Annotated in this window: 9 protein-coding genes; 3 read left to right on the forward strand and 6 right to left on the reverse strand. The window is 70.7% G+C overall.

The window, feature by feature from the left end:
* A partial coding sequence (locus VFZ09_RS43695) for a transposase (RefSeq protein WP_329733762.1) occupies nt 1-246 on the forward strand: 246 nt, incomplete at its 5' end.
* A gap of 74 nt (nt 247-320) precedes the next feature.
* A complete protein-coding gene (locus VFZ09_RS43700) occupies nt 321-1430 on the forward strand; it encodes a threonine synthase (RefSeq protein WP_329733763.1) in 1110 nt (369 codons plus the stop codon).
* 150 nt (nt 1431-1580) lie between these two features.
* Here VFZ09_RS43700 and VFZ09_RS43705 read toward each other — a convergent pair whose 3' ends face one another.
* The 6 genes from VFZ09_RS43705 to VFZ09_RS43730 form a co-directional block, all read right to left on the reverse strand.
* Complete coding sequence (locus tag VFZ09_RS43705) at nt 1581-1946, reverse strand: hypothetical protein (protein WP_329733764.1); 366 nt, start codon at nt 1944-1946, stop codon at nt 1581-1583.
* 318 nt (nt 1947-2264) lie between these two features.
* Nucleotides 2265-4712, reverse strand: a complete 2448-nt coding sequence (locus tag VFZ09_RS43710; protein ID WP_329733765.1) for an FAD-dependent oxidoreductase — start codon at nt 4710-4712, stop codon at nt 2265-2267.
* A 61-nt stretch (nt 4713-4773) separates the two neighbouring features.
* Complete coding sequence (ddpX, locus tag VFZ09_RS43715; RefSeq protein WP_329733766.1) at nt 4774-5412, reverse strand: D-alanyl-D-alanine dipeptidase; 639 nt, start codon at nt 5410-5412, stop codon at nt 4774-4776.
* A 1-nt stretch (nt 5413) separates the two neighbouring features.
* Entirely contained in the window at nt 5414-6118 is a 705-nt protein-coding gene (gene queC, locus VFZ09_RS43720) for a 7-cyano-7-deazaguanine synthase QueC (protein ID WP_329733767.1), read from the reverse strand.
* Nucleotides 6105-6722, reverse strand: a complete 618-nt coding sequence (locus VFZ09_RS43725; RefSeq protein WP_329733768.1) for a hypothetical protein — start codon at nt 6720-6722, stop codon at nt 6105-6107. The genes queC and VFZ09_RS43725 overlap by 14 nt, the downstream gene beginning before the upstream one ends.
* 16 nt (nt 6723-6738) lie before the next feature.
* The gene (locus VFZ09_RS43730; RefSeq protein WP_329733769.1) at nt 6739-16290 is read right to left on the reverse strand and encodes a flagellar hook-length control protein FliK; all 9552 of its coding nucleotides are present in this window, start codon (nt 16288-16290) and stop codon (nt 6739-6741) included.
* 147 nt (nt 16291-16437) lie between these two features.
* Between VFZ09_RS43730 and VFZ09_RS43735 the strand changes: the two genes are divergently transcribed.
* Nucleotides 16438-17259, forward strand: coding sequence for a hypothetical protein (locus VFZ09_RS43735; RefSeq protein ID WP_329733770.1), 822 nt, complete (start codon nt 16438-16440; stop codon nt 17257-17259).
* The last annotated feature ends 21 nt before the right edge of the window (nt 17260-17280 follow it).

The following is a 17280-nucleotide window of genomic DNA, read 5'->3' on the forward strand; positions in this document are numbered from 1 at the left end:
GTGCACGGGCACCAGGAGGGCAGCGCGTACAACAGGCACTATGGAGTGCGCATGTACCATCCGCTGGTGGCCAGCATCGCGGAGACGGGGGACTTGCTGGACGTGAGGCTGCGCGAGGGCAACGTGCACAGCGCCAGTGGAGCGGTGGAGTTCATCTCCCAGTTGCTCGAGCGGGTGGAGAAGGAGGTATGCGAGGTGGCGGCGGTGCGCATGGACGCGGGCTTCCCCGAGGAGAAGCTGCTTTAGATGCTGGAGGAGCGAGGCACGCCCTACGTGGCGCGGGTGCGCAACACGGCGCCACTCAAGCAGGAGGCGGCCTTGTGGCGCTTCATCCACTCGGGCGTCCCCCAGGGCCAGCCGGGTACCTTCTCGCCGGCCGCGTCTCCTCGCTGTGGCGCTACCGCGAGGTCCTCCCCGTCCGCGATGACAAGAACATCGTCACGCTCGGAGAGGGAATGACGCCGCTGTTTCCCCTGCCGCGGCTCGGCGCGGAGATTGGCCTGCCCGACCTGTGGTTGAAGGACGAGGGGCTGAATCCCACCGCCTCGTTCAAGGCCCGCGGCGCCGCCACGGGTGTGAGCCGCGCCCTCGAGCTGGGCATCAAGGCGCTCGCCATGCCCACCAATGGCAATGCTGGCGGCGCATGGGCCAGCTACGGCGCTCGCGCCGGCATGTCCGTGACGCTCGTCATGCCCACCGATGCTCCCGCCATGAGTGTGTTGGAGGCCACCGCCGTCGGCGCCAATGCGTACATGGTGCGGTGGCAGATTACCGATGCTGGCGCCATCGTCGGCCGCTCGGCCAAGGCCCATGGCTGGTTCGAGGCCGCCACCCTCAAGGAGCCGTACCGCATCGAGGGCAAGAAGACGATGGGGTACGAGATCGCCGAGCAGCTCGGCTGGACCCTGCCCGACGTCATCCTGTACCCCACCGGCGGCGGCGTGGGCATCATCGGCATCTACAAGGCCCTGCTGGAGATGCGCGAGATGGGCTGGCTCCCCGAGAACGTCCGCTTCCCCAAGCTCGTCGCCGTCCAGGCCGAGGGCTGCCAGCCCATCGTGAAGGACTTCCGCGAGGGCAAGGACGTCTCCGAGAAGTGGGAGAACGCGTCGACCGTGGCTCAGGGGATTCGCGTGCCCAAGGCCCTCGGCGACTTCCTCGTGCTCCAGGCCGTTCGCGAGACCGGGGGCACCTGCGTCGCCGTGCCGGATGCGGACACGATGTGGGGACTGGAGCGCATCAGCCGCATGGAGGGGGCGTTCATCTGCCCTGAAGGTGCGGCGCTCGTCGGGGCCGCTCGGATGCTGCTGCGCGATGGGTGGCTGAATGCCGGTCAGCGCGTGCTGCTGCTCAATACGGGCGCCGGCATCAAGTACCCGGATGTCATGAGCCCCAAGCTGCCCGTGCTCGAGCTGAACGCCACGCTATAAAACCTCGGGAACTTGTATTTCGTACGGCGCGGTGCGACCGAAGTAGCGCTGGGGGTTTCACAGTGAAGCCGATGGCGATTGCGAGAGCATGCAAAGCAGGCATCTCCTCGCCATCGGCTCCTGATGAAACGATGCAGAATTCCCGCTGAGCTACAGTCGCCGGGAGATCTGCAGCCGCAGCACACTTGTCGAATCACTAGCGGAAATGGGGATTTCCACTGCGGGCTTATCAAAATCCTCTGCCTTGAACGTATACGGCCCAGAGAAGATCTCGTCATCGAAGAAGGCATCCACATCAATGACATAGATATTCATCGGAGACTTCATCAACTCCTCGGCTGTCGCTTCACAAGCCCCAGTGGTCCATGTGGGCGTATAGCTCGACACTTCCGGTGTGCTCACAAAAACCGTAGACCCATTTTTTGGACAGCTCAACGTGACGACGACATCAGGCGCTGAGCCATCAACATCCCAATCGGCACCATCATTCGGGTCCGACGACGGAATCGACGCCATCAGGGGCTGAATAGAATACTTCGCAGGGCGGCAATCCCAGTCTTGCGACTGAGTCTCGTACTGACAGCTCTTGAGGCCCTGACACACAGCACACGTCGCCCCAAAGCTTCCGCAAGCAGCGTTGCTTTGCAACTCACGGCACACATCGCCTGAGCAACATCCCCCACAAGTCCGCGGGGTGCACTTGGGCTCCGGTGGAGTCACAACACCTGGTTGCGTGGGATCCGTCCCTTCACCGCAACCACCATCCGCCCCCATCAGGGGCAGCATGAGGAAGCAAATCACTACCAACTTCAAACCACCCATCTGGATTTTCATTTACATCTCCGTAGAGCCACCCACTTCAAGGCTTAGCGAGCGTTGGCCCTGTTCGCTCTTCACATGTGCCGAGCGAATTCTGTCGAACGGAATACTGACAAGAACCTGGCTGCGTCCATACGGACGAGGAAACAAGAACACAGGGGTTGACCTGCCCGTTCCAAGCGCACGGGACTCGACATCCCAAACATATCCAACAAGATGAAACCGACCATCAGAAAGCCTGTGTACTTCGACATTGTCGGATGATTGGACTCGAGCGGTCGGCGCTTGAAGCGAGAGAAATTGAGCGGCAGGGTCAACAAAGGCGAATACTCCGGGCGGCAACGCGGCCAGCGTTTGCGACTGTTCGCCCGATTGAAGAGAACGAACCCGATGAAGCTGCCGAAGCTTCGCAGAGGAGTTGCCCTCACTACTGGCCCCTCCAGGGGATTTGGAACTGGGAGGAGGAGTGTTCACGACGCCAGTGCGTCGCCTGTCCGATTCGTTGGTGTCCGATGCAGCGACCTGCTGCCGGTCCTTCAACAACAAGAACCCGACAGCCGCCCCTATCAGCAGCACAGCACCAGCAGACATTGACTTCCCACCACTCTTCGGAGCCGCTGGGCTGTCTTTTGAATCCTGCCCTGCCGGTCGCTGCTCGGTTGCGACCACCGGTTCCTGAGCCGGTTGCGAGGCACCGGGAGATGCAGACCGTTCTCGCGGCAAAGAGGCACCAACCGCATCTACCGCAGGGCTGCCCGTCATCAACGGCTCCGGTCCTGAGCGCTCGCGCTTGGTGCCCTCGGCCTTATTATTGGATGGCTCGCTTCGCGAATCTGACGAAACTGCGGCCCTGCGCGACACCGGTTCAGGCTTGGCTGGGGTGGCCGTTAGCGCATCCTGAAATCGGAGGGTCACGTGGGTTTTGCTTGAGCCTTTTAACAGCACATCCGAGTCCGGGCGCTCGCGCCTGGTATCCACGGCCTTATCGCGAGATGGCTCGCTCCGCGGCTCCAACGAAACCACAGCCCTCTGTGACACTGGTTCAGGTCTACCAGGCTGCTGAACGGCTACAGCACCTGCCGAGCCTCCATGCGACTCTCCCCCTGGGTTGGGAGAATGAACTGGTTGGCTTGAGCTGCTTGGACGCCTCTCGTTGGGTTCGTCTTCGGGCCCGAAGAACCCCCTCGGCCATAGAGGCCAGCGCGTCTGGTCGAGCACATTGCGCGCCCTCACGAGCTCACACTTACTCCAGATGCTCTGGAACTCCTCCTCGAGCGCACTGGGGTGAGGACCATGGCGGCAGATGATGTGATTGAATATCTCTGGCTTGCCCGTATCGAAACGAACCTCGTACTGCTCCCCTTGCTTCTGGGATTTGAAACGCCCCGGCCGATAGTGAACCCCGAAGCGGAAAAGAAGACGGGAAACCAGGAGCCGATTCAGGATACTGGACTGAAGCGTCAGTGGCCTTGTACCGAGCCCGTTGAGCACCGCAGTCGTGTCGCCACGGAGCCTGGATCCAATCTTCTCATCAAGCTCGTCGAGGTACGGGAGTTCTTTGTATTGCTTGACGATGTGAGCACTTGAGGCCGCCTCATCGTCCAACTGCCTGGCCTGCTCTTCGATCTCAAGCAGCCTGGTTTTCAACGGTCCCAATGAGGACGCGCTCAGGAACTCCTTGAGAACACGCTCATGGCGGAATTCGTCCAGGCGGATCCGAAGCAGGTCCACGAGCCCGCCGTCACCGCAACCAGAAATCAGATAGCGCTCGCTGCTACTTCCGCGAACAGGTTGATTCAGGCGGTCATTGTCCCAATAGGAACTCCACTGAATCCCGTCAACCTTCCTCTCCAGACCGAACCCCACGGTCAAGAGCACCACATCGAAGGAGTCCTCTTCGTGGGAAGAAGTGGTGGAGGAAGAGATGTTCCACGTAATGAGGCGCTGCCCCGCGCGGTTCCCTTCCATCTCGATATGGATGGATTCGACATTGAAGATGGCGGCGATTTTCGAGCGCTCAGGAAGCGCAGCCCAGGCGTTCTCGAGCTGCTTTACCACACCACTCGCGAGGCCTGCCTTCCACGAGAGCAATGGCAGTGCCGCATCCTCTCGTTCCGCTCCTTCCAGGGGCCAGTCATAGACATGCGGATGAATCAAACGGGTAGTATTTCCCCGGAGGATGTAGAGCAGCGCGTTCTTCTTCTCCAGGAGCGTCACGTCGCAACCGAGGCGAGCCGCTGCCGCGGCCGCTGTCATACCGGCAACGCCTCCTCCGATAACCGCGACCTTGCTTCCAGCCTTCAATCGCTTGTTCTGGTGGAGAGCGAAAACGATGTTGAGCGCCCGCACCTGCTGAGACAGCAGGGTCACTCGTTTTTCGAAGCAGCCGACGACGAAGAGGCCTCGTTCACCCGGCACTTCCATGTGCTGGATCACGTTCTCGGGAGAAATGCTGTGCGTCATCGATACCCTTCCCGACTCACCGACAGAGGCCACGGAATCCGCCGCAGCAACTCGCCTCAGGTCACTTCTGGCCTTCGCCGTTGGAGTTCACCGCGGAAGACTCCCCCGGCTTCGTGAACGGCACGTCCAGCACCGGCAGCTTCGTCGCTCCCGGCAGGTCGTAGTGCCACCACTCCATCGGGTTCTTCTTGAAGCCCGCTCCCTCCATCGCCTTCCGGAGGATCTCCCGGTGCTTCCGCGACGTCTCCGTCCCTCCCTGGTAGCCGTGGTGCGCCTTCGGCTCGAACGAGTCGAACTCCGTCGGCATCTCCACTTCCTGACCGTCCATCGTCGTCAGCGTCAGGTCCACCGCCGCCCCACGGTTGTGGTTGCCCCCCTTCTTCGGGTTCGCCACGTAGCCGGGCTTCGGGAGGATCTTCCACATCTGCCACTGCACCGCGATCGGCCGGTAGCAGTCGTACACCTTCAGCCGGTAGCCCTGCGCCCGCAGCGTCTCCGCCGCCTTCGCCAGCCGCTCGGCCGCATCCGTCCGCAACATGCACCGCGCCCCGTCCGGGTACACCTTCTGCTTCAGGAAGTTGTCCGGCGTGGCGTACTTCATGTCCACCACCAGGTCCTTCACCACCTCGGTGGCGTCCACCACCGGCGCGCTCCCCGCCGCCAGCCACAGCCCCATCGCCACGCTTGCCACTCCCGCCATCTCAGGCTCCCTTCACGTAGGGCGTCGGGTCCGCGACCCCCGCCTGCTCGAATCCCCTGCGCCTCAACACGCAGCTGTCGCACCGCCCACACGCCCTCCCCTCCGCATCCGGGTCGTAGCACGAGTGCGTCATCGAATAGTCCACCCCCAGCTTCACCCCCGCCCGGATGATGTCCGCCTTCGTCATCCCCGACAGCGGCGCCCTCACCTCGAAGCGCGTCCCCTCCACCCCCGCCTTCGTCGCCAGCGTCGCCATCTGCTCGAACGCCCGGATGAACTCGGGCCGGCAGTCTGGATACCCGCTGTAGTCCACCGCGTTCACGCCGATGTAGATGACGTTCGCCTCCACCACCTCCGCCAGCCCCAACGCCAGCGACAGGAACAGCGCGTTGCGCGCCGGCACGTAGGTGATGGGAATGCCGTGCGACAGCTCGCTCTCGGGCCGGTCCTTCGGCACGTCGATGTCCGCCGTCAGCGCCGAGCCGCCCACCTGCCGCAAGTCCACCGTCACCACCCGGAAGTCCTTCACCCCCATGGCCTGCGTCACCCGGCGCGCCCGATCCAGCTCCACCGAGTGCCGCTGCCCGTAGGACACCGCCAGGCACACCGGCTCGAAGCCGTCCGCCTTCGCCATCGCCAGCACCGTCGTCGAGTCCAGCCCGCCCGACAGCAGCACCACTGCCTTCTTCTTGCTATTGCCCGCCATTGAAGCGCCGCTTCCCTTCCAGGCCATACACCGCCGTGCATGACACCGTGCACTTGCACTGCGTGCTCTTACCGGGGAGGAAGGTCACCTTCAACTCACCACAGGCCCGCTCCGCGTCATAGCCGTTCGCCGTGGGGCCCGGCACCGAGCCGTCCGGCACTCCCGCATCCGGCATGTTGCCGCACCGGCTGCCAATCGCCCGGTCCTGGCTGTCGCTCAGCACCACCACCGACATCGTCTCGTCCAGCTGCGCGCCTTCACAGCCCTCGCCACAGCTCGCGAGCTGCGCCGCCGCCCGGTGGATCGTCGTGTAGCGCTGCGCCGGCGCATCGAACGTGGCCGTGCGCGAGAAGCCCTCGATGGTGAACCACACCCCACCATCCGTGCTGTCCCGCGAGAAGGTGCCCGAGAAGTCGAAGCCGCCGTCCACCAACCGGTTGAAGTCGCCTCCGTCCGCCTTGCAGTCCGTCCGCGCCCAGTTGGCCTGGGCATGGAAGTCGAACGTACCGATGGTCAGGTCTCCTGGGAACACCGTCTCGGACACGCACGCGGCAACCAGGGCGGCAACGGGGAGCGACACGAGCAGCAGTCGTCTTGCGAGCATATAGGGTCTCGGAAGGTTACACGGTCTCCAGGGCCGCGAGGGCCACCGCGCGGAATGCCGTGCTGGTCCGCAGCACCGTGCCCACGTCCACCTGGGACGGGTCGGAGCCACGCACCTCGGGCGACAGGTGCGCCAACACGCGCGACGCCGCCAGCGACGTGGGCACCGCGCGGAACGCCGCCACCGCCGCCTCGTCGAAGCCCTCCACCTCACCGGGCCGGCTCAGCGCCTCGCCCTTCTCGCCCAGGCACAGCGCCAGCGCGCACAGGTAGCCCAGCTCCACCGGGCCGAAGCACGCCAGCGTCCCCGCTCCCAGTACCAGCTCCTCCGGCGAGGCGAGGTACGCCTCCACGCCACCCGCCGGATTCAGGAAGACGCGCAGCGCCTTCGCTCCCAGCTCCTTCAGCGTGGGCCGCAGCGCCGCGTGCAGGCGGGGCATGCTCTCGGGCGTCACCGGCACCGCGTCCGGCGGCAGTGCGTGGCGGAAGCCCTCGGACGGGGCCACCGGGGAGATCGTCGCCGCCGAGGCACTCGCCGTGCTGGAGACGAGCGCCGCGCCGAAGCCGTCCACGCGCGCCACTTCCATCGCCACGTCGTCACAGGCCGCCAGCGCCTCGGCGTACAGCGTCCACCCGTCCGCGTCCACCGGCTGCTGCCGCAGCAGCTCGGGCCAGAGGTGGATGGCCAGCGCCGAGCCCTCGTACGTGGGCGACAGCCGCTCCGCCACCAGGCGCTTCGCCGGCATCGACAGCTGCCCGGCCTGGAAGAGCCGCTCGGCCAGGCGCACCGCGAACACCACCAGCTGCCCGTCCAGGTACTCGCGGAGGATGTCCTCCAGCTGCGCCGGCTCGTCCGTGAGGCGCTCGCGCAACTGCAGCGCCTCGCCCGTGAGGCCCTGCGCCTCGGCGATCCGCGCGCGCCGCTCCAGCCGCTCCGGCGTCTCCGGCAACAGCTTGAGCTGCTCGGACGCCTCGGACAGCCGGCCCAGCGCCTCGTACGCCTCCGCGAGCCGCTCGCGCCACAGCCCCATCGCCGCCGGGCCCGCGAGGATCGCCGCCAGCTGCTCCGCCACCACCACGAAGCGCGCGTGGTTCTTCGTCTCGTCGTAGATGGGGAGCAGGAACTCCAGCGCGCGCACCGTGCCCGGCGCGTCCTCGAGCGCCTTCTCGAAGGCCTCCAGCGCCCGCGGCTTGTCGCCCGCCCACATCAGCATGTCGCCATGCTCCACGTGGAGGCTGGCGCGCTGCTTGGGGTCCGTCTCCAGCAGGATGAGCAGGCCCAGCGTGTCCGCCGCGTCCGCCATGAGGCCCGCGTCGCGCTGCAGCCGGAAGCGCTCGCGCAGCAGCTTGCCCCGCCGCTCCGCCCAGTTGTCCGCCGCCTCCTCCAGCGCCGCGATGCGCTCCTCCAGCGGCAGCGCCCGGATGTGCGCGAGCACCGCCTCGGACAGCGCCTCGGGGTAGCTCCCCAGGCCCGACAGCAGGCCCTTCAGGCGCTCGGTGAAGCCCGGCGCCGTCGCGAGCCACTCCATGGCGCGCAGGCGGGCCTCGGCCGAGGCCCCGTCCGCGCGCAGCACCTCGCCCCGCAGCTCCGTGGCCAGCGCCACGTCCCACTGCGTGAGCAGCTCCGCCAGCCGCAGCAGCCCGTCCCAGTCGCCCTCGGCACGCAGGCCCGTGGCCAGGTCCGTGACGTGCGAGGCATCCGCGTCCGGCTTCGACACCAGCGCCCAGAGCGCCTCGCGGACACGGGCCGCGTCTCCGGCGCGCTCGGCCAGCGCCAGGGCCCCCGTGAGGTCCCCCGACTCCAGCGCGGGCCCGAAGCCCACCTCGACGGCGCGCGCGGGCGCTCCCAGCCGCTGGAAGCGCTCGGCCAGCTCCGCCGGGCTCAGCGTGTCCGGGGCCTCCGAGGCCACCCGCTCGATGACCTCGAGGGCCTCGGCGTTCTCACCCGCGGACTCCCACAGGTCCGCTGCCTCCAGCAACAGCGCCGGACGCTGCACGGAGTACGCCAGACGGGCCGCCTGCAACAGCGCCTGCGCCGCGCGTCCGGGCTCTTCCGCCACCCGGTGCAGGGCCGCCACCCACTTCAGCGACTCCACGTCGGGCTCGATGGAAACGGCTTCCCGCGCCGAGCGCAGTGCATCCGCGACGCGGCCCGCGGCCTCGAACTCGCGCGACGCGGCCAGCAACAGCTCCCGGCGCTCCGCGTTGGACAGGAGCTCCGCCCGGGCCAGACGCACCTCGGCCAGCCGGCCCGGCTCCGTGGTGAGCAGCGGCTCCAGTGCCTCCAGCGCCTCGGCGTAGCCCGCGCCGGACGTGCCCCGGGCCACCACCGCCTCCAGCATCTCGCGGGCCAGCGGCTCGCGGCCGGCCGCACCCGCCAGGGACGCCAGCTCCAGTCTCAGCAGGGCGGCCTCGTCCTCGTCCTCCGTGACGGGCACCAGCCGCTCCAGCGCCTCCAGCAGCGCGGCCGAATCGCCCCGCTTGCGCAGGCCCTCCACCCGGGCCTTCAGCGCGGCCACGTTGCTCGGGTCCGCCTCGGCGGCGCGCTCCCGGAGGGCCTCGGCGCGCTGTGGGTCGTCGAGCTGGCTCGCGGCGACGTCGGCGGCGGCCAGCAACAGCTCCGCGGCGCGCGAGCCTCCGGAGGCATGGGCCCCCGCCTCGTAGACGGCGAGCAGGTCCGCGGGACGGCGCAGGGCACGCAGGCCCACCACCGCCCGGTCGATGATGCTCGCATCCGCGGGACGCAGGCGCGCCAGGTGCAGCAGCGCGTCGATGGAGTCCTTCGGGTCCTCGAAGAGGTCCGCCGCACGGCGGTACAGCACCTCGGCGGTGGCCGCGTCCGCCTTGCGCGCGAGCTTCAGGGACGCACGGTACAGGCCCTTGGAGTCCCCCGTCTTGCCGTACACCTCGGCGAGGAGCGACAGGGCCTCCTGGCCCCGCGTCCCCTCGGGCTCGAGCGCCACCACGGCCTCGAAGGACTCCGCGGCATCCCGGTACGCGCCAGAGGCCAGCGAGGCATGGCCGAGCCGCAGGTGCGTGCGCACGCGCACCGGCACGGGCAGCGACTCACCTCCCGCGGCGAGCAGGCGCCGGTCATAGGGCTGGGCCGCGCCCGGGCCTCCCCCCTCGGCGGCCAGCTCCGCGCGCGTGGCGAGCGCGTCCACGTCGTTGCCCGCCTTGGCCAGGTAGTCGTCGAAGGCCTGGGCGGCGAGCAGCACCTCTCCTGCCTTCAGCAGGCTGTCCGCGCGCTCGCGCAGCAGCGGCAGGGCCTGCTCGGGCGGCACGGCGGCGGCACGCAGGGACAGCAGCTCCGCCAGCCGGCGCACATCCCCGGCCGCGCGGGCGCGCAGCACGTGGAAGGCCTCGGCGCTGGAGGGAGCCAGCTCGAAGGCCTGGTCCTCGCACAGCAGCGCGCGCTCCAGCGCACCGGCCTCGCGGAAGGCCTTGGCGGCGGCGAGGTAGCTCTCCGCGGCCTGCGCGGGCGGCTGCTTCTGGGCCCGGCGCAACAGCAGCGCGGCGAGCGCCTGCGTGTCGCCCGTCTCCGTCAGCCACGCCCGGTGGCGCGAGTACAGCGGCTCCTGGAAGGGGTCCGACTCCAGCAGCAGGGCGTCGAACTCGGCGGCATCCGCCTCGCGCCCCATCTCGTGGAGCAGGTCCGCCGCCTGGCGCGTGATGCCCAGGTCATCCGGCACCGCGGCGCGCGCGGCGAGCAGCGCGACGATGGCGGCCTCCGGACGTCCCGCGCGCTCCCGGTACAGGGTGGCGGCGCGAAGCAGCAGCAGCGCACGGCGGCCGGCGTCCTGCTCGAAGGAGGCGGACTCCTCGAACCACGCGGCCAGCTCGGCCACGCGGCCCTCGCGCTCCAGCAGCTCGAACAGGAGCGCCTCGGCCTCCTGGAGCGAGCGGTCCAGCTGGAGCGCCTCGCGCAGGAAGCCCTCGGCCTTCCCGGAGTCACCCAGGACGCCGAGGTACAGCTTCGCCAGCCGCAGCAGCCACGGGGCCTTCTCGCCCTTCTCGCGCGTGCCGGACAGCAGCGGCAGGGCGCGCTCCAGCCAGCGGGCCTCGGCGGCGGTGTCGTCCCGGCGCACGGCCAGCTCGATGCCCATGCGTGCCGTGTCGAGCTGCTCGGACAGCGTGAAGGCCCGCTCCAGCGCCATCTCGGCGGCGGGCAGGTCCAGCTTCGCGTCGCGCAGCATCTCCGCGCGGTGACGCTCGCAGTCGGCGGCCTCGTCCCTCCGGTCCGCCTTCTCCAGGAGGAAGCGCAGCGCTTCCAGCGAGCGCAGGGACTCGTCCACCCGGCCCGCCTCCTCGGCCAGGAGCGCGTGCTCCGAGCAGGCCGAGATGGCGCCGTCCAGGTCTCCCGCCTCCTGGCTGAGCGAGGCCACCCGCTGGAGCTGGGCCATCAGCTCGGGGACGCGGCCCGCGTTGCGGTAGAGCGTGGCGAGCGACTCGTGCAGCGGCAGCGGCTCCTCCGCCATCTCCGCCGCGCGCACCAGCAGCGACGCGGCGAGCGTGGAGTCGGCCAGCGAGTCCCGGGCGCGCTCGGACAGCGACACGAGGCGCTGCGCGGTCTTCTCCGAGGGAGGCAGGGCGCGCGCGTGGGCGACGAGCACGTCGAAGGAGGCGCGGGGCTCGTCCTTCTCCAGCAGCGCGGCGAGCCGGTGCACCGCCACTTCATTCAGCGGGCTCTCGGCGAGCAGGCGCTTGTACGCGGACACCGCGCGGCGCGAGTCCCCGAGCTTCTCGGCCAGGGCCCCCAGGCGCAGCCAGGCCTTCTCGGCGCGATCGGGGTCGGAGGAGAAGTCCGCGGCGGCGGCGAGCTGCTCCTGCAGGGGCAGCGCTTCCTTCACGTCACCTTGCAGGAAGAGGAGCTCGGCCAGCTCGGCGAGCTGCGCGTCGCGCGCGGGCACGAGGGCATGGGCGCGGCGGGCGAAGTCCAGGGCCCGGGCCATGTCCCCCGCGGCGCGCGCGTGCCCGGCGCCCTCGCGCAGGAGCGTGGCGGCCTCGGCCGGAGGCAGGTGGCTGGTGCCGACGTCGAGCAGCTTCGCGGCCTCGGCGGAGTCCCCCCGGCCGGCGACGAGGGCCACCAGGCGGCGGCGCACGTCGATGTTCTCGGGAGCCAGGCGCACCGCCTGCCGCAGCGCGGCCTCGGCGGCCTCGGGCTGCTCCAGGCGCTCCAGGTGGAGGGTGCCCAGCTCGGCGTAGAGGGCGGCGGCCTCGGGAGGCGGCGCGTGCGAGGCCTCGGCGGCGAGCAGGCCCGCGAGGCGCGTCCAGTCCTCCTGCTCCCGCAGCACGCGCTGGAGCGCGGCGGTGGCCCCGGCATGGCGCGGAGCGAGGGAGAGCGCCGCCTCCAGGCTGTCCGCGGCCTCGGAGAGCTTGCCCGCCTTCTCGAGCAGGTTCGCGCGAGCGAGCTGCGCCTCCACACGGCGAGGCAGGGGGCCCTGGCGCGCGGCCTCGGCGAGCGCCTCCGCCTCGGCATCCACCAGCCCATCGCGGCGCGCGAGCGTGGCGAGGGCGAAGAAGGCATCACTGCGCTCGGCCGGGGAGAGCGGCAGCGCCACGGCGGCGAGCAGGGCCTCGCGGGCCGGGGCACGCGCGTCCTTCTCCACCAGCACGGAGGCGATGGAGAGCAGCCGCGTGCGGGCGCGCTCGGCGAGCTCCGGCTCGGAGGCCACCACCTGGCGCCAGGCCTCCAGCTCGTCCACGTCGTCACCGGCCTCGCGGGCGAGCGCGGCGATGGCGAGCCACAGGGGCGCGGGCCGGTGGGAGAGCTTCGTGGCGGCGAGGAAGTCGTCGCGCGCGGACTGGGAGCGGCCGGCGTTGCGGTGGAGCGCGGCGCGGCGGGAGAGCAGCTCGGCGCGGGAGTCCCCCGAGGCGGAAGTAATGAGGGTACCCAGCAGGGCGAGGCGCTCGGCCTCCTCCTGGGCGGTGCCGGCGCCCGGCGGGGGCAGCAGCTCCAGCAGGCCCTGCGTGGCCCAGGTGTCGTGGGGCTCCTCGGCGAGGATGCTGCGCAGGGCGTCGGCGGCCTCGGCGGGGCGGCCCAGGGCGAGGCACAACTCGGCCAGCTCGCGGCGGGCGGAGCGGCGGGCGTCTCCCGAGAGGCGCGGCCACAGCGTGGCGAGCAGGTCCGCCAGCGCCTCGCGCGCCCCGGCCTTGCGGTGGAGGCCGGCCAGTTCCACGTGGGCCTCGAGGTCCTCGGGGGCCAGGGTGCAGTACTGCGCGAGCAGTCGGCGGGCGGAGTCCGGGCGGCCGGCGCGCACGGCGGCGGCGGAGGCGCGACGGGTGAGCTCCAGCAGCTCGTCCTCGCGGGGCGCGTCCGGGTCCACCGCGGGCAGGGCCAGCACCGCCTCGAAGTCCTCGAGGGCGGCGCGGGGGTCCGCCTGCATGCGCAGCTCGCCCCGGCGCATGCGCGCGGGAGCGAAGGAGGCCTCGCGCTCCAGGGCCTCGGCGAGGAAGGCCTCCTCGCGGCTGGTGCCCATGGCGAGCACGGAGGCGCGGTAGAGGAGCTTCGCGCCCGCGCGGGCATCCGTCACGAGCGCGGCCTTGCGCGCGAAGAGGCGGGCGGCCTCCAGCTTCTCGCCGCGCTCCAGCTCCAGCTCGGCGAGGGTGTCCAGGGCCTCGGCGGCCAGGGGGCCGGAGGGGCTCGCGTCGAGAGCGGCGGACAGGCGCTGGAGGGCGGGGCCCTTCTCCCCGCGCTCCAGGAGGACACGGGCGCTCCGCAGGAAGAGCGGAGCGGCCTCGGCGGCGCGCTCGGCGGCGACGAGGGCCTGGGCACGCGTGGCCCACAGCTCGGCCAGCTCGCGCGTCTCACCCGCCTCCGTGTAGAGGGCCTCCAGCCGGAAGGCGAGCGCGTCATCCAGGCGGCGCAGCGGGAAGGCCTGGGCGTAGGCGGCGATGGCGGCCTCGCGGTCTCCCATCAGCTCGCACGCGCGGCCCAGGCGCGCGCGGACGTCCGCGAGGCGCTCGGGGGCGGTGGTGCGCGGCAGCGTGGACAGCAACGACTCCAACGCGCGCCGGGCATGCTCGGGGCGCTCGCAGCGCAGCGAGAGCTCCGCCAGCTCCAGCAGCACGGCCTGCTCCGGAGACAGGCGCGCGGCCTTCTCCAGGGCCACCAGTGCTTCACCGAGCCGGCCCAGCCGGGCCTCCAGCACGTTGGCCAGCTCGCGCAGTGCCGCCGCGGCGAGCCGCTTGTCGCCCTGCGCCTCGGCCACGCGTGCCCGCTCTTCCAGGGCAGTGGCCAGGCCCGCCATGTCCGAGCGCTTGCGCTGGAGGGCGCACAGCTCGCCCAGGGTGGGCAGGTCATCCGGCTCCGCCTTCAGCACCTCCTGGAGGGCGATGGCGGCGAGGTCCAGGTCGAAGGCCAGATCGCGCGCGGCGACGGAGAGGCGGCGGTACTTCTGCGCGCGCTCCTTGGGCTCGGGGGTGAGGCGCGCGAGGGCGGAGAGGCAGCGGGTGAGCAGCCCGCCATCGCGGCGCGCCTCGGCGAGCGCCAGCATGGACTCGAGCGCGGGCTTGTGATCGGGGTCGGCCTCCAGCGCGGAGGTGAGGAGGCGCTCGGCCTTCTCGGGCTGCTGCAGACGGCCGCGGAACAGCTCTCCGGCCTCGGCCCAGAGGGCGGCGCGGCGGCCGGGCTCCTCGTGGACGGCGGCGGCCTTCTCCAGCGCCTCGGCGAGCTCCTGGGTGCGGCCGGTGGCGCGGAAGTACGGAATCAGCTCGTCGAGCGCGGCGGTGTCGCGCGGGTCCAACGCGAGCGCGGCCTCCAGGTGCTCGCGGGCGCGGGCGGGGTCGCCGAGCTTCGTGCGGTACAGGCGCGCCAGGGCGTGGTGGCTCTGGTGCGCGGCCTCGCGGATGGACTCGGAGCGCGGCGCGGGGCCGGCCAGCTCCAGGGCCTGCTGGTAGCCGGCGAGCGCCTCCTGCAACTTGCCCAGCTTCTCGGCCACGCGGGCGGTGGAGAAGAGGGGCTCGGGCTCGCCGGGCAGCAGCGACGTGGCCTCGCGGAAGCGCAGCAGCGCGTTGTCCGGCTGCTGGAGGCCCTCTTCCCAGATGCGGCCGGCGAGGAGGTTGGCGCGGCCCACGCGGTCCAGCTCGTGGCGGGCCATGGCCACCTCGCGCAGGCGGTCCAGGGCCTTGAGGGCGCGCAGGTGCTCGCCGCCGCGGTGGCACAGCTCCCCCAGCAGCAGCAGGGCATCCGGCTGGTCCGGCGCGAGGCGCAGCGCGGCCTCGCAGTGCAGACGGGCACCGGCGACGTCGTCCTCCGTCTGGGCGCACAGCCGCGCGAGGTGCACGTGGGCATCCGCGGCCTCGGCGGGGTCTCTCGCGAGCGCGGCGATGCGGCGGTAGGCGCGCACGGCCCCGGCGCGGTCCCGGCTCTGGTCCGAAGCGCGCGCGAGGGCCTTGAGGGAAGGCAGGTGGTCCGGCTTGAGGCCGAGCACCTCGTGCAGGGCCTTCACCGCCACCTGGGGCGCGTGGTCGCGGGCGGCGCGGGCGGCGGCCTCGGCGGAGAAGAAGGCGGCGGCCTCCTCGGAGGCGCGGCGCGCGAGGCTGCACAGGGCGAGGTAGCGCTCGGCGGCGCGGGCGTGCTCGTTGCGGCGCTCGCGCACCACGGCCTCGCCCCAGAGGGCGGCGGGGCTCTTCTCGCGGCGGCGCAGCAGCGTGGCGGCCACGTCCAGGGCCAGGTCGTGCGCCTGCGGGTCCGCCACGAGGAGCGACAGCAGCCGCTCGGCGGCGAAGGGGTGCGCGTCCTGCGCGTCACCGGCCTGCAGGTACGCGTCACGGGCCTCGGCGAGCTTGCCCTGGGCGAGCAGGGCCTCGGCGTCGGCGAAGGCGCGGGCTCCCTCGAGGGCCAGCAGCAGCTCCTCGTCGGGAGGGGCCGGAGGCGGCAGGCCCCCGGAGGAGAAGCGCAACCGCAGGCCCGCGCTGCTCACCTCGGCGGAGGACAAGCGCGCGGTGTCCAGCACGGGCATCTTGAAGCCCCGGCTGACGGCGGCCTTCTGGCAGAGCGCGGGCAGCACGCGCGTGGAGAAGCCGGTGGCGCCGCGCACCTCCACCTCGGGCAGCAGGCCCAGCTCGGTGACGGTGGCGGCGATCAGGCCGGGCACCTGCACCGACGGCGTGGACGCGAAGCCGTACAGGCGCACGTCATAGAGGTAGAGGGCGAGCCGCTCGCCATCCGCGTCGAAGGCCACCTTGAAGGTGAGCGGGGTGCGCTCCGGGGCCTGGAGGAAGGCCTGGCCCTCGAGGTAGCCGGGGCGGAAGTGCAGCTTGAGGCCCTCGAGGCCGGCCACGCGTCCGGCCAGCTCCGTCACCTTGCGCGCCACCAGCTCCGCGTCGACGTGCAGCTCCAGGAAGCCGAAGAGGAGCTTCTTGCGCTGGTAGCGCGAGGGGCCCGCGCTGACGTTGAAGGGGAAGGTGACGTCGGGAATCTGCAGCGCGAAGTCCGCGATGGACAGGCCGGGCGCCAGCTCCAGGGGCGGAAACCCCACGAAGGCGCGCCTGTCCAACAGGCGCAGCTCGGGGGCGGCGGCTTGCGCTTCGGACGCGGGCTTGGGGGAGTCGCTCTCGGTGGCCATCGGGGGGGCTGCTGTCGAGCACGGGAAGGTACCACGTGGTCCAACCCCCCGGAATTTTTGCTGTTCCCCCGGCCGGAGGGCAGGCGGCGGGCCCTCACGTCCGCTCGCGAGCTGTGCCAGAGTCCGGCCTCCTCTGGAGGTCGTTCCATGGAGTCGCTGTCCCCCGCCCCACCGCCCGAAGCCACCGAGGCGCGCTGCCCCGCCCATCCCCAGAAGCCCGTGCTCGGCGCCTGTGCCCGCTGCGGCACCTTCTTCTGCGAGTACGACCGGGAGACCGTCGACGGCAAGGACTACTGCGACACCTGCGCCGAGCACCCCGACGTGGACTACCTGGAGGCCTTCCGCCTCAAGTACTGGGGCAAGCGCGACGCGTGGGCGTGGCTGGTGGGCTTCGGCGCCCTCTTCAACTTCTTCGCCGGGGCCATCATCCTGGCCAATGAGGTGGTGAACAAGGACACGGGCAACGCCGGGTTGCTGCTCGGGTTGCTCGCCCTCGTGGGCGGCTGCGTGGGCGCGTGCTTCTGGATGGGAATGCCGTTCGCCCGTCTGGCGCTGTGCTTCGTGCCCATCGCCTCCCTGTTCGTCTCGGGCTTCACCGCGGGGGCGGAGGCCGTGGGCCGTGGCATCTGGCCCGTCATCATCACCCTCGTCATGTACAACAACACGCGCAACAAGCTCTTCTTCAAGGAGGAGGTGTCGCGCGAGGCGCTCCAGAAGGCGTGGCACCTCTACTCCAACAACACGGTGGCGCGCGCCGGCTTCATGCTCAGCTTCATCGGGCTGCTCTTCGCCCCGTTGGCGCTCATCTCCCTGCTGTGCTCCATCATCGGCCTGCGGAACGTGAACCCCGCGGCGACCCCGCCCGTCGGGCGCAAGGGGCAGGCCATCGCGGGCATCGTGCTCAGCGCGGTGAGCATCGTGGGGTGGGGCATCTTCTGGACGTTCAAGTTCGCCCACCTCGCGAAGTAACCCTCACCCCCCAGGAGTCTC

It is taken from the genome of Archangium sp., from assembly GCF_036277355.1.
Taxonomy (GTDB): Bacteria; Myxococcota; Myxococcia; order Myxococcales; family Myxococcaceae; genus Archangium.

Bases quoted from the DNA above. Each gene is read 5' to 3' on its own strand.
- VFZ09_RS43705 (WP_329733764.1), bottom strand. From the start codon at position 1,946: ATGGCGTCGATTCCGTCGTCGGACCCGAATGATGGTGCCGATTGGGAT.
- VFZ09_RS43725 (WP_329733768.1), bottom strand. From the start codon at position 6,722: ATGCTCGCAAGACGACTGCTGCTCGTGTCGCTCCCCGTTGCCGCCCTG.
- VFZ09_RS43735 (WP_329733770.1), top strand. From the start codon at position 16,438: ATGGAGTCGCTGTCCCCCGCCCCACCGCCCGAAGCCACCGAGGCGCGC.
- VFZ09_RS43710 (WP_329733765.1), bottom strand. From the start codon at position 4,712: ATGACGCACAGCATTTCTCCCGAGAACGTGATCCAGCACATGGAAGTG.
- ddpX (WP_329733766.1), bottom strand. From the start codon at position 5,412: ATGGCGGGAGTGGCAAGCGTGGCGATGGGGCTGTGGCTGGCGGCGGGG.
- VFZ09_RS43730 (WP_329733769.1), bottom strand. From the start codon at position 16,290: ATGGCCACCGAGAGCGACTCCCCCAAGCCCGCGTCCGAAGCGCAAGCC.
- queC (WP_329733767.1), bottom strand. From the start codon at position 6,118: ATGGCGGGCAATAGCAAGAAGAAGGCAGTGGTGCTGCTGTCGGGCGGG.